This window comes from Vibrio sp. 10N.261.46.E11 (genome assembly GCF_041472735.1).
In the GTDB taxonomy this organism is placed as follows: Bacteria; Pseudomonadota; Gammaproteobacteria; order Enterobacterales; family Vibrionaceae; genus Vibrio.
Map to the genome: position 1 here is coordinate 1 of NZ_JBFRQW010000035.1, position 12,977 is coordinate 12,977.

At 41.4% G+C, this 12,977-nt stretch carries 13 protein-coding genes; 4 read left to right on the forward strand and 9 right to left on the reverse strand.

The window, feature by feature from the left end; all coding sequences use genetic code 11:
- Positions 1-326: 326 nt before the first annotated feature.
- From AB4407_RS11765 to AB4407_RS11805, 9 genes are all read right to left on the reverse strand, one after another.
- Positions 327-953, reverse strand: coding sequence for an imm11 family protein (locus AB4407_RS11765; RefSeq protein WP_372120672.1), 627 nt, complete (start codon positions 951-953; stop codon positions 327-329).
- 55 nt (positions 954-1,008) lie between these two features.
- Complete coding sequence (locus AB4407_RS11770; RefSeq protein WP_372120673.1) at positions 1,009-1,629, reverse strand: imm11 family protein; 621 nt, start codon at positions 1,627-1,629, stop codon at positions 1,009-1,011.
- Between the two features lie 144 nt (positions 1,630-1,773).
- Complete coding sequence (locus tag AB4407_RS11775; protein ID WP_372120674.1) at positions 1,774-2,409, reverse strand: imm11 family protein; 636 nt, start codon at positions 2,407-2,409, stop codon at positions 1,774-1,776.
- Between the two features lie 2 nt (positions 2,410-2,411).
- Entirely contained in the window at positions 2,412-2,954 is a 543-nt protein-coding gene (locus tag AB4407_RS11780) for an AHH domain-containing protein (RefSeq protein ID WP_372120675.1), read from the reverse strand.
- A 378-nt stretch (positions 2,955-3,332) separates the two neighbouring features.
- Positions 3,333-3,944 (reverse strand): imm11 family protein, encoded by a 612-nt coding sequence (locus tag AB4407_RS11785; RefSeq protein WP_372120676.1) that lies wholly within the window; start codon positions 3,942-3,944, stop codon positions 3,333-3,335.
- On the reverse strand, positions 3,944-4,552 hold the full coding sequence (locus AB4407_RS11790; protein ID WP_372120677.1) for an AHH domain-containing protein: 609 nt from the start codon (positions 4,550-4,552) through the stop codon (positions 3,944-3,946). Before AB4407_RS11790 ends, AB4407_RS11785 begins: the two co-directional genes overlap by 1 nt.
- A 10-nt stretch (positions 4,553-4,562) precedes the next feature.
- Positions 4,563-7,337: a PAAR-like domain-containing protein gene (locus AB4407_RS11795; protein ID WP_372120678.1), complete on the reverse strand. Its 2,775-nt coding sequence runs from the start codon at positions 7,335-7,337 to the stop codon at positions 4,563-4,565.
- A gap of 27 nt (positions 7,338-7,364) precedes the next feature.
- Positions 7,365-7,829, reverse strand: coding sequence for a hypothetical protein (locus AB4407_RS11800; RefSeq protein ID WP_372120679.1), 465 nt, complete (start codon positions 7,827-7,829; stop codon positions 7,365-7,367).
- Positions 7,830-8,286: 457 nt separating this feature from the next.
- Positions 8,287-10,293, reverse strand: coding sequence for an acetoacetate--CoA ligase (locus AB4407_RS11805; protein ID WP_372120680.1), 2,007 nt, complete (start codon positions 10,291-10,293; stop codon positions 8,287-8,289).
- A 199-nt stretch (positions 10,294-10,492) separates the two neighbouring features.
- On the opposite strand from AB4407_RS11805, the gene phhA reads away from it, so the two are divergent.
- From phhA to AB4407_RS11825, 4 genes are all read left to right on the forward strand, one after another.
- Positions 10,493-11,287 (forward strand): phenylalanine 4-monooxygenase, encoded by a 795-nt coding sequence (gene phhA, locus AB4407_RS11810; protein ID WP_017630281.1) that lies wholly within the window; start codon positions 10,493-10,495, stop codon positions 11,285-11,287.
- A complete protein-coding gene (locus AB4407_RS11815) occupies positions 11,277-11,615 on the forward strand; it encodes a 4a-hydroxytetrahydrobiopterin dehydratase (RefSeq protein ID WP_017102223.1) in 339 nt (112 codons plus the stop codon). Before phhA ends, AB4407_RS11815 begins: the two co-directional genes overlap by 11 nt.
- Positions 11,616-11,864: 249 nt before the next feature.
- Positions 11,865-12,074 (forward strand): DUF3283 family protein, encoded by a 210-nt coding sequence (locus tag AB4407_RS11820; RefSeq protein WP_004732615.1) that lies wholly within the window; start codon positions 11,865-11,867, stop codon positions 12,072-12,074.
- Positions 12,075-12,170: 96 nt separating this feature from the next.
- Entirely contained in the window at positions 12,171-12,887 is a 717-nt protein-coding gene (locus tag AB4407_RS11825; protein ID WP_009846045.1) for a YebC/PmpR family DNA-binding transcriptional regulator, read from the forward strand.
- Positions 12,888-12,977 lie beyond the last annotated feature (90 nt).

Genomic DNA, 12,977 nt, shown 5'->3' on the forward strand with positions numbered 1-12,977 from the left:
CACTCATGCGCTCACCCTGGCTTAAAGGCTTTGGCAACCCTAGTTAATGGCAGATCAAAGCTACTTATCCTGCGCAAGATTAATAAGCTGTGATAATCCATATAACGCTGAATACCAAGGTTGTCCTGTTTTTCACAAAGCTTACTTATGGCCTTATAAGCATTTTTTTATTAGGTAGGTTACTCTTCGGTGATACCCTAAAGACCTTAGAGACAATTAACGACAAAAGATGGGAGCGATAACTCCCTCCCTATTTTATTTTTCGAGACGAATAACTAAGATCTTGAAACCTCTCTTACTGAGAACAATAATATAGTCACGAATTTTTAATGTTGGTCCCCATACTCAAATTCACTGACTTTAAAGAATTTTATGCCTTTAACATCGTATTTTTTAAAAATATCGACTACTTTTTGATGAAAAAAAATTTCTCCTGTTGATGTATTTCCGAGCTGAAAAATTAAACGTTCGTTTTCTGGAATTGTATCCAGCACATCTTCTCGAAGTCGGTAATTATCCATATCTGGTTTAATAGAAAATCCATCAATTTCCTTACTTCCATCACCTGGCATATAGAATTGACTTCTCTTTAGATCAACACAATCTAAGTCATCAAAAGTATTCAGTGCCCACACTCCTTCAACAGCATTATTTTGTTCATCTTGAATGATCGCAGGGAAAAACTGACTGCCGTAAAGGCCAGCTTCAAGCAGCTCTTTAAGTTTGTTTGTGACCACAAAGCTCGGTACGCTAAATGCTATAGTGTAATCTTGCTGCAAATAATCCAAATTATCATTATCAGAGACAAAAGTAAGTGGCTTTATACCAAAACTCAACTTTTCAAACTTCCAATGAGTATTTGCCGTATATGAGGTTGGTGTGAGGTCATTGTCATAGTCCTCAAATTCATAATCCGGAAATATAAGATAATAGGATTCATCATATACATTCAAAGCAATACCTTTCTTAATCTATAATAAATAACTTGTTTAGAAGTAGAGTGAAACTCTAAACAAACTCCATTCCAAAACGATATTGACTAACTTTGAAAAAGTTTACTCCTTTGATATTCTTATCGAAGAAAACATCAACAACTCGCCTATGAACAAATATATTTGTAACGTCAGTATTATCCATCACAAAAATTAGCCTGTCATTCTCAGGTATTTCATCTAGAACTTCATGAGAAAGATGAAATGATTTAATAGAAGGCAGAATATCTATTCCTTGTAAGGACTTAGCCCCTCCAGGGTATACGGCAATTGATTTATTTCGGTCCCAACAATCCAAAGGTTTAAATAAATTTAGAGCCCATACATCCTCTCTGATTCCTTTATCTTCACCTTTTACAATGGCAGGATAAAATTTAGAACCGTATAAGCCTTCTTCTAACTTAACCTTTAACTTATCCGTAACAACAATACTGCCTATTGGGAAAAATATCTCATAATCACCGTTAGCAAAGCTCAAATCAGATGTTTCGGTTGTAAAGATTAAAGGTTTTTGTCCAAAATCAAGCTCTTCTGAGTCATAGTTGCGCTTTGCTGAAGAGTCATCAGGTTCAATGTCATATTCTTCATAGTCTGGATTTACAAACAACAAATAGTAATCTTCATTGTAATTGCTCATTTATTAAGGATCTTTAAATTGACATGTTAACTGTATAATATAGCCAATCATATAAAAATAAAGGAGAGCACTCTCCTTTGCATTGGGGATTAATAAAAATTAAATGAAAACATTAACTTATCAAAATAATGCAGCACTGCTATTTTAGAACTCATCACCTACATGGTACTCGCTCACTTTGAAGAATCTAATACCTTTAACATCATGCTTATTAAAAATATCGACAACTTTTTGATGGAAGAAAATTTCTCCTGAAGTCGTATTTCCAACTTGAAAAATCAAGCGCTCATTTTCTGGAATAGAATCTAGAACATCTTCTCTAAGTCGATAGTTATCCATATCCGGTTTAATCGTAAAACCATCAATTTCCTTGATTCCATCACTTGGCATAAAGTATTGACTTCTCTTAAAATCAACACAATCTAAGCGTTGAAAAGTATTCAATGCCCAAAGGCCTTCAACCGCATTACTGTTCTCATCTTGGATAATTGCTGGGAAAAACTGACTACCGTAAAGGCCATCTTCAAGCTGTACTTTAAGTTTCGCTGTGACAACAAAGTTCGGAACGTTAAATGCTATTGCGTAATCTTGCTGCAAAAAATCTAAATTCTCATTATCGGCAACAAAGGTAAGTGGCTTTATACCAAAGGTTAGCTTTTCAAAACCCCAATGAGTATTGGCCGTATATTGCGTTGGTGTTAAATCATTATCATACTCTTCAAAGTCATCATCAGAAAAAATAATGTAATAAGATTCATCATAAATATTCAGCGCACTCAACGTTATTTTCCTCTTTCTAGGTTATAGGGTATTTCTGTGAAAGAACTGAATTTATCATGTTTTCTTCCATTGCATGTACACTCTTTGGGATTAGCCTCCAACTTTAATTTTAGCTCTGCCACTGTTGTAGCACCCAAGCAGCCAACTTCTCCACTCTTGAAAGCTTTGGCAACCCTAGTTAAGGGCAGCTCAAAGCTACTTATCTTGCGTAAGATTAATAAACTGTGGTAGTCCATATAGCGCTGAATACCTGGGTTATCCTTATCTTCACAACGCTTACTTATGGTCATATAAGCGTCTTTTACTCGCTTGATAACAAATTTATGGTAACTCTTGGGGTGCTCATCATCATTATCATTGGTATCAATAACAGTAGGATGATTGCCCCTGTGTAGTTGAACTTGTAAATGACACGCTCCTTCCAAAGTGCAAGGTAAAGCGACTAAATTCCCGGGCAAGTTGATGTCATATCCGTAAGACTTAAGCTTTTCGCCGTTACCTGTTTTTTTTACACCTTGTTTTGATAAAAGGTGGTGCACCTGCATTTGAAAACCATGAATGTCGCACTTATTATCTGAAATCGGGAATGATGAACTGTCTTAGCACTACATTCATAATCTTCGGTAGACTCCATCAACGATAAAGGGAGGGAGCGATAACTCCTTCCTATTTAATTACGAAAGACCATGAAATGTTTCTTATTAAGTTTAATAACATTAGCTATTAAATTTAATTTAGATATATTCACAATTAGTTTAATGAAATTTTCCACACTAAGTATAGAACAAGAATTCATAACCTTAAGCATGCTCGAGTACTTAATTTTGCGGAGCACTTAAGCGTTGATGTAAAAACAGATCGCAGTGTAACTTTTAATTTGCGATTATCTTCATGTTTTTGTATTAAAATAACAGGTTAATCTACTAAAATTCATCGCCAAATTTATATTCACTGACTTTGTGAAATTTCACACCTTCAACTGATAGTTTTCTAAATATTCTTACAATTTTCTCATGAACAAAAACAGGTTCAGTGCTTGTATTCGACATTTTAAATATTAGTCTTTCTTCTTCTGGGATTGATGAAAGCAATTTGAAATTAAGTGAATATTTTAATACCGAGCCGCTCATTGATAGACCATCAACACTTTCGGAAATAGTTTTAATATCAGATTTACTTTCATCTAAAGCATCGAGCATATCATAGGTGTTAAGAACCCAAAAATCATCTCTTACTCCTTTGTCTTCTCCAACAATAATAGCAGGAAAGAATTGAGAACCATATAGACCAAAATCTATTTTCTCCTTAAGCTCTGTATTAACAAGAAATGAAGGCCCATCGTAAAGAAAGATATAAGAAGATTTAAAGTCTCTAACATCACTGATTTCTGCATGAAACTTCAAAGGCTTAGTTCCTAGTACTAACTCATCATAATCATAGTCAAAATTTGATGAAGACTCGGATGGATATGCTGAATTCTCTTCGAAGGAGTAGTCCTGCTCAATAATATAGTATTCATCATTATAATTTTTCATTACCTACCTCGTTTAAGTGTATAGCCTATTGATGGAAATGAATTGTACTCTGAATGAACGCGATCGCAAGTACACGGGATATTCAGTTTTATTTTATTTGCTAAACTACCAACTTCTTTTTCACCCAAACACCCAACCGCACCTGATTCAAAAGCTTTAAAAACCCTCGTCAATGGTAATCTAAAGCTAGATATATCATCTAATATAACTTGACTATGTAGATTTAAATACGCTTGTACTTTTTGTATATCATTCGTTTTGCATTTTGTTTTTATTTCTCTGACAGCTGGCTTTAGCATTTTTTTTACATAAGTGTGATAAGACATTGGGTGAACCTTATCATTGTCGTTATCCTCAATAGGAGTAGTATGATTACCTCTGTGAAGCTGCACTTTCAAATGGCATGCGCCACCTAATGTTGATGGTAATGCAACCAAATTCCCCGCTAAATTTATATCATAACCATATGCTTCTAGAATGCTTTTCTTTCCAGATTTAATCACACCATTTTTCGAGACTAGGTGGTGAACTTGCATTTTAAACCCATGATTTATTGGATGCGATAAATCATTTTTTATGCGATTCAGAATATTCTTTCTATATCCCATCTTTTAAACCCTATATATACTCTAACTCGCCCCGTTTATAACGAGGCGTTTTATGTTGGTTGGAATGACAAAGCCTACAGCTTGCGTCTCGTTTCACCGCTTTCTTTTTCGCAGTCATGGTTGTAACGGGCTTGCCTTTGAATTTCCCAAGTGGGCGTTTAACCAGTTTTTCCGCTAGTTCCTGATAATCAGACAATACATCAATCAAGCTTTCCACTGCCTTAATAAATGAATCTAATGCTTTAGCCGCATTTCTTATTCCTTTGACCTTCTTAGCACCTCCCGCAAAACGTGCTACCAGTGTCGCAATACGAGCCGTTGCTCCTGTTCCTAACGTAAAAATAGCCAGCACAACAGTGAGAATCAGTTCTAGGATCAAATATGTGCCCGCTTTACCGCCGTAGTAGAAATAGAAGTTAGGTGGAATAGCCTCAAGCATTAAAGACAGATAAGTCACATAAGTCAGAATTGTATCGTGGTCTTCTATTATCGCCATTGCATTAGGGAACTGCTCGTGCCCCTTTATTTCCTGTGCCCACTCAGGGTCAAGCTCCATCAGCACAGTGTCAACAAAGGTTTCGACCGCATCAACATCACCATTTGAGATTTTCTGTGGAAGCTCTAGGATTGTCTGTCGGTGCTTAGCAATACACTCTAACTTTCGCACCACATCTTGGCTTTCCGCGTACAGTTTACTCACATCTTCAATCGCTTCATCGGCGGATTCAAAAACACTGTCTTGGAATGAGTCAAACTCTTTTCCTATTGTTTCCAATACCCAAGTCGGATTTTTCAGTTGCCCCTTCTCGTTAAGCATTGCCTTGGTGATGGAATTGAACTTATCGACTGAATAAATCGCCAGTTTATCGACAGCAGAAGAAGATAAATCTGAGATAGTGTCCGCAGCATCTCCCCAAAAACGAGGAGACAACATATCAACAATATCAGCGCCCCAAGCTTGGGCACCGTCAATCACACCATCACCTAAAGTCCAGTAACCCTCTTCATCCCATTGTTGTTGGAACTCTTTCATATCCTCAGTCAGTGCGTTGTATGTTCCATCAAGTGTTGCCTCTACGCTGTCTTGGATATTGACTATTTGCTTCTCAATACTTGGCTCTCCAACGAACTCTACAGTCACGCTATCTGTGTTAGGTTTTAATGTGTCAAATACCGCAACACCACCTTCAACTTGATTTGTTTCGACAGCCAACTCTATGGTTTCAGATTCCGTACTATTCAAAGGTAAAGCATTAAGTGACGCGTTCTCTTCATGCACCACCGAGTTAGCGGTTATTTTGAGGTTTTGAGCATAGATAGGTGTCTGCCATCGATCGGAGTATATTGCACGGACCTTGACCCATTTTTGCTCCTCTAAATCTATCTTCGGTATCGCATTCACCACCACTTCAATCGTTCCTGCTTCGGCAGAATAAACATGATCAGGCGCTTGAATGACCGAGACACCCGACACATCATTCATAAGTTGACTAGCTTTATTTTCCATACGCTTGAAAGCTTGGCTGAGGTTATCGGATAGCTTTTTAGCATAGGTATCAATGGTGCTTACATGCTTCTCATAGATATCAGACGACAAGTAAACGTAATTCAACCGACTGGCTTCGGATTTGAGTGATTCAACACGCCCCTTTATCTTACTAAGTAGACCTTCAAGTTCAGAGTTGAGTGTATTCTTAGCCTTATCCCAAGGGTAGCTATTGATGAAAACCTGCGGGTTACCTTTGCCACGAGCACGCATGTAAGCCAGCATACGGTCTGCGGTTTCATGCCTGGGTAACCGAAATAGAACAGAGAGTATTTCTCCTTCATCTATCACCATCGGTAGGCCGTTCGCCAGTACACTGTCAAAGCTGGCATTAGAGAGACTATCAATCCCCGCGATTAGCGATTCTGCCAATATACCGAATTGAAAACTAGGGTGTCTAAACTCGAAGTGGGCTTTCGTTTCTGCTTTCACAATATCGGCAAAATACCGGTCAGCGGTGAGGCTAGGCCCCATGGTTCCCCAGCCTTCTACTGGCGGGGCAATACGATTCGGGTGCCAGAAGGTTTGCTGTCCCTGAGCAGACCTATCAAAGAAGTCATCATCATTGTAATCGGGTAGGTAGTGTGGGTTGGTTATACGGACTGGGGTAGCAATAAACTCATCCGTACTCTCTTTGGCCAGAATTTTGATTTGACCCGGCTTTAAACCTGATACTTTGCTTTTTCCAGAGTTATCAAAGTGACCAGGAGACAGAGCGCCACCAGAGACATCGGTAATGTCAAAGTCTGCGTTCTTGAGAAGTACACCATCCGGGTATCGAGCCTTGACGTAGACAGTGTACGTGCCTTCTTCATCTTCAGTGACCGTGACGGCCGGGTTTTGAACGCCGCCTAAACACATGGTGTTGGCCTTGTTCATCGTCATTTGGTCAGAAAGTCTTGCCACGCCTTTCCCTTCGATGATGACATTCGGTGATGCGGAAATGAATTCGGCCTCGGACTCTATCGTACCCGATGCGACGCCTTTCTTATCCCCACCCGCATCGCCTGTGCTCTTTGCAAATTTGCTGCCCTTTAAAGCAATGCTGTTGCCACCATCAGCCGAGACGGTTGTGGTGCCTTCCACTAAATCTGCCGACTTGGCGTTGTTTCCATAAGGGATCGGGACAACAGAGTTACCAACTGTAGTAAGGCACACATCAGGCAGGGTGGCATTTGCCTCGCCTCCGGAGCCTTTATGGACAACACTGAGTCCATTTGCACTTATTGTTACTGCCATTAATATGTCCTACTTAGATTAAGTGGGTTAGTTGAGTTTTACCTTAGTACCCTGAATCTTATGGATTTTTTCAGCGCTACTACTGACATGCTTGGCAGTTGTAGTGATACGGCCATCCATTCCACTATATTTGGTTTGTGTCGTTCCAGAGCCAATAAGTACTTCTTCTTCCGCATGAAGTGTTATCTTTTTTGCTTTAACAACAAGCTCTTGTTCTTCAAGCAAAGATATATAGATATCAACCAATGTTGGAATGGTAAGATCTTCGGATAGAAAAGAGATTCGGCAATCGAGTTTATTATCGATGGCCATAAAAATTTCAGACTGAGTAAAAGCACGGCCTATTGACGCCCAGAGAGGTTGAGAAAATGGGTTGTTCTCAAAACCTACTTTGACTCGATTCTTTTCTGGATGAACTTCTACTATCCAACCAATTCGAGAACAGGGCTTTGAAATAGGTTTAAGAATGTCTCTTGGTGGCTCTTGATTCATGGAAGGTCCAATGATTTTGGGGAATTTATTATTTTATCGTTGGGCGGTATGAATAGATAATGTTGAAATGTATGGCTAATTCGATAGAAAAGTGGGGGTTAAAGATGAAATACATAGTTAATGTCACTAGAAGAACAGGCTAATTGGTTTTGTCGTGTGTCTTTTTTACTTTTTCACAGATTTGTTGTGCACTAAAAATTGCAATATAGATCACAAAACTCAAGTAAGTTGTTTTCTGAGTTAGGCCATTCCAGGGACTTTATAGCGCTGCGCTGCATAGCGGATAAAGCAAATTTTTGGCATTCCGATTTGGGTAATCTGTTAGAACTACTTAAACCTGAGTTAAAAGCGACATACATATCCTGACTATCCGATTTAAATACAGATAAAAAACTCCACGGCATTAAACCCATGGAGGACTTTTTTCTTCTTAATTAAGCTATTCTAGGCTTTAACACTAAAGCGAAATTACGCGTTTTATTTCATCTAAAACTTCGGCGTTAGCAATTGCTCCGAGGTTTTTTACATCCTTACCATTTACGACCTGTTTCACTGCCAACTCCACCAGTTTGCCGGACCGTGTTTTCGGCACATCGCTGATCGCAAATATCTGGCTTGGCACATGCCTTGGTGAGCATGATGATTTGAGCTTACTCTTGATGGCTGCCAACAAGTTATCATCTAGACCCAAACCTTGCTGTAATTGAACAAATAGCCATATCTGCTCGTTCCGTTCGATGTCTTTGCCGACTGCTATCGAATCCACAATGCCTTCAATGGTGTTCACTTGTTGATAGATCTCGGCAGTCCCAATTCGCACGCCACCAGGGTTGAGTGTGGTGTCGCCTCGCCCGTAGAACAGGTAGCCGCTATGTTCGCTCTGTGCGACTTCATCTCCGTGATGCCACACATTATCGAACCTATCCCAATAGGTGCTGTGGTAGCGCTCTCCGGTGTCATTCCAAAAGCCTGCGGGGAAGTTGGGTAGGGAGTTTGTACACACTAATTCGCCACGTTCGTGATCGACCTTGTGACCAGAAGAATTGAACACCTTGATATCAACTCCAAGCCCTGCCTGTTGGCACTCACCGCGATACACCGGCGAGATGGGATTACCTAAAACAAAGCAGCCACAAATATCTGTCCCTCCAGAAATTGAGGCTAAATGCAGGTCTTGTTTGATGTGTTTATAGACGTAATCGAACTGCTCTGGGTAAAGCACAGAACCCGTTGAGCACAGTGTTCTTAAGTGGGGAAGAGAGTGACTGTCGAACGGTGAGAGTTCCGCTTTCTCAATCGCTTCTAGATACTTGGCTGAGGTGCCAAATGTCGATACATCAGTTCGCTGCGCTAAATCCCACAGAACGTTAGGTTGCGGATAAACCGGGCTACCATCAAAGATCACTAAACAAGCACCGCTGGCGAGCGCAGAGACGTGCCAGTTCCACATCATCCAACCACAAGTGGTGTAGTAGAACACGCGATCTTTCGGTTTAATATCGCAATGAAGCTGATGCTCTTTTAGGTGGTTGATGGTGGTGCCACCAACCGAGTGAACAATGCACTTGGGCTTGCCTGTCGTACCGGAAGAGTAGAGCACAAACAATGGTTCATTGAAGCCGACACGCACAAATCGTACAGGTTGTGGCTGATAGTGATTAATGATGCTGTGCCAGCTTCGGGTGGACACATCATTTTCAAAGTCATTGCTTCCCAAGTAACCGATCTGACACACCTGTTTTAGCTCGGTTAAGTGCTCGATGATTTCACGGTTCTTGTCCGTCATATCGAACGTTTTGCCATTGAAGGTATAGCCATCACAGGTCAACAACACCTTGGGTTTCACTTGGCCAAATCGCTCAATCACACTCTCGACACCGAAATCAGGCGAGGTCGATGTCCAAATCGCGCCTAAGCTGGTGGTTGCCAGCATCGCTATTACGGTTTGTGGCAGATAGGGCGTATACGCAGCAACCACATCACCTTGCTTCACTCCGCTATCGACAAGCCATTGCTGAACGCTAGAGACCGCTTCACACAGGGTTTTCCATGTATAACTCTGTTGTTCGCCACGTTCATTCTCAAACCAAATCGCCAGTTCATTAGGCATAGTTTGCGCCAAAATCAGCAAGTTCTCGGCGTAGTTTACTTGTGCATTGGGAAACCAAACCGCATCACGATTCGATTTAGGCTGCTGCCAGCGGCTCTCACCTTGAGCTTTGATGGTCTCGCTTTCTGCCTTGTTAGTAGAGCCTTGCGAGCCAACCATTCCACAAAACTGCCACACGTTTTGCCAAAACGATTCCGGATGTTCTACAGACCATTGATGGAGTTCGGCGTAGCTTTTTACGTCCCTATCTAGGTTTAACCCAGATTGTTCAAGGCTATCGATAAATCGGGTTAAGTTGGCATCGGCGATACGCTGCTCGCTTGGCTGCCAAATGGGCTTATTGCTTTCGTGCATTCCTTTACCTTTAACAAAAAGTTAACGTTTTCAGTCTGGTATTTAGGTTTTACAAAGTCAAAAGTTCAGCAAAATAAGCGTCTGGCGGAATTGTGTAAATAAAATGTTACACGATCGCCTGTTTCGAAAAATCGCGCAAATTGGCGCTTATAAGGAGTGGATATAGGCTTAAAGTGAGACATTCGAAAGGAGGTGTGTAATGACTCAATATCATTCTAAGCCCGTGAGCCAAGAGGGATGGGTTGAGTGGAGCCTCGAAGAAGATGCCATTTGGCACGACTTGGTGAAAAGGCAACTGGACGTCATTAGTGACCGCGCTTGTGATGCCTATTTGCACGGTTTGACCCTGCTGGATCTGCCATTAGACAGAGTTCCTCAGCTTCCAGAGATAAATAAAGTGCTAAAGGAAACAACAGGTTGGCAGGTTCAGCCTGTTCCGGCGTTAATCGATTTCGACCGTTTCTTTGATTTGCTCGCGAATAAGAAATTCCCAGTGGCGACATTTTTGAGAACGCGAGATGAATTCGATTACTTACAAGAACCTGATTTCTTTCATGAAATTTTCGGCCACTGTGCCATGCTCACCAATGCCGATTTCGCGGCTTTTACTGAGCACTATGGAAAATTAGGCCAAGCGGCGACATCCAAACAGCGCGCTTATCTTGCCCGTTTGTATTGGTTTACGGTCGAGTTCGGTTTAGTAAAAGAAGGCCAACAATTGAAAATCTATGGCGGTGGCATTCTTTCTTCTCCGGCGGAAACCATGTATGCGTTGGGAGGGGATTTAGCCGTTCGTGAGCGGTTCGATCTGCAAACCGTTTTAAGAACACCCTACCGCATCGACATTATGCAGCCAAAATATTACGTGATCGACGAGCTGTCTGAGCTCTTCAAAATCAGTCAGGAAAACCTATTACAGCAAGCTGATCTCGCGATTGATGCGGGGTTACTACCACCACTTTTTGAACCCAAGGAACCAACACATGTTGAATGAACAAAAATGCGAAGCCTGCAGTATCGACGCGATTGCCCTAAGTAAAGACGAGCAACAATCTTTACTGTTGGAGTTGTCTGATTGGCAGATCATGGAAAGAGACGGCATCCCACAGCTTGAGAAGGTGTTTAAGTTCAAGAACTACAAACAAGCTTGGGCATTCAGCAACAAGGTGTCAGAATTGGCAGAAGAAGAATTTCATCACCCTTCGATCTTATTGGAGTGGGGCAAAGTCACCGTCACTTGGTGGAGCCACTCAATCAAAGGCCTCCACAAAAATGATTTCATCTGCGCCTCACGCTGCGATGTTTTCGCGGTGAGTGAATAGTATTGCCGGTTAGAAACTACGCTTTCGCCTTTGTGATGTGATTAACTCATTATTCGGCTCATGAGGTGAGTCGAATAAGTGATACTTTCGCATCATGGGGCGTCACTTCTCTCAAACTAGCTTGACCTGCATCAGTGACTTGCTTGGTTTCGGGTCTCATAAACCCTTTCTGTTACTCATAGTATTGGTTTTATGAGGCTGCTCTATGATATATTTCTCGGCCAAGCGTATTACAGACGAAGGCTAATAATGTCTATCAACCTTTCACTCCTTCCACCCAGCGAGAAAAATAAAATCGAACTGGATAAGCAAGCATCGTTTCTTGTATGGAAATTGAAGCAAGCGAAATGTGGCCCTGAAGCCATTGTTGAAGAAGCAATGAAGCTAGGTGATCCAGAAGAAAAGGCTTGGTTTGATCAGTCTGTAGAAAAATACAAACGGGTAATGGGTGTCGCATAAACGCAGACAAACCTTGCCCAGCAATGCTGTAGAATTGAAATGACACAGTAATTTGCTAGAATTTGCACCGTTAATTGAATCAGAGAGAAGATCCCGATGGGAAGAAGTTTTGAAGTGCGCAAGGCCTCAATGGCGAAAACTGCAGGCGCAAAAATTAAAGTTTATTCTAAATACGGTAAAGAGATTTACGTACTGGCTAAGAACGGCAGCTCTGACCCAGACATGAACCTACCTCTTAAGCACCTGATTGCTAAAGCGAAGAAAGACCAAGTACCCGCTCACGTTATCGACAAAGCGATCGATAAAGCGAACGGCGGCGGCGGTGAAGACTTCCAACCAGCTCGTTACGAAGGTTTTGGCCCAGGTGGCACAAGCGTAATCGTTGACTGTCTAACTGACAACGGCAACCGTACTTTCCAAGACGTTCGCCAATGTTTCGTTAAGACTGGCGCGAAAATCGGTGTTGAAGGTACTGTTTCTCACATGTTCGCTCACCAAGCTGTATTCCAGTTTGCAGGCGAAGATGACGAGATCATCCTAGAAACGCTAATGATGGAAGACGTAGACGTGACTGACGTTGAGCTAGAAGACGGTGTTATCACTGTATTCGCTCCAACGACTGAGTTCTTCAAAACGAAGACAGCACTAAACGCTGCGTTCCCAGACCTAACGCTAGACGTTGAGGAAATCACTTTCGTTCCTCAAACAACTACGCCAGTAGCTGAAGAAGATTCTGAGAAGTTCCAGAAGTTCTTAGACATGCTTGACGACTGTGATGACGTTCAGCAGGTTTACCACAACGCAGAGCTGTAATATCAATCTATAATTGATAGCTTCGCTCTTGTGAGTAGAATGTAGAATACAAAAAACCGAGCCTAGTGCTTAATGCTTGTAAGTTAAGCA

Coding starts and splice junctions, on each gene's coding strand:
- AB4407_RS11770 (WP_372120673.1), bottom strand. CDS start 1,629: ATGAGCAATTACAATGAAGATTACTATTTGTTGTTTGTAAATCCAGAC.
- AB4407_RS11780 (WP_372120675.1), bottom strand. CDS start 2,954: ATGCAGGTGCACCACCTTTTATCAAAACAAGGTGTAAAAAAAACAGGT.
- AB4407_RS11785 (WP_372120676.1), bottom strand. CDS start 3,944: ATGAAAAATTATAATGATGAATACTATATTATTGAGCAGGACTACTCC.
- AB4407_RS11790 (WP_372120677.1), bottom strand. CDS start 4,552: ATGGGATATAGAAAGAATATTCTGAATCGCATAAAAAATGATTTATCG.
- AB4407_RS11795 (WP_372120678.1), bottom strand. CDS start 7,337: ATGGCAGTAACAATAAGTGCAAATGGACTCAGTGTTGTCCATAAAGGC.
- AB4407_RS11800 (WP_372120679.1), bottom strand. CDS start 7,829: ATGAATCAAGAGCCACCAAGAGACATTCTTAAACCTATTTCAAAGCCC.
- AB4407_RS11805 (WP_372120680.1), bottom strand. CDS start 10,293: ATGCACGAAAGCAATAAGCCCATTTGGCAGCCAAGCGAGCAGCGTATC.
- phhA (WP_017630281.1), top strand. CDS start 10,493: ATGACTCAATATCATTCTAAGCCCGTGAGCCAAGAGGGATGGGTTGAG.
- AB4407_RS11815 (WP_017102223.1), top strand. CDS start 11,277: ATGTTGAATGAACAAAAATGCGAAGCCTGCAGTATCGACGCGATTGCC.
- AB4407_RS11820 (WP_004732615.1), top strand. CDS start 11,865: ATGTCTATCAACCTTTCACTCCTTCCACCCAGCGAGAAAAATAAAATC.
- AB4407_RS11825 (WP_009846045.1), top strand. CDS start 12,171: ATGGGAAGAAGTTTTGAAGTGCGCAAGGCCTCAATGGCGAAAACTGCA.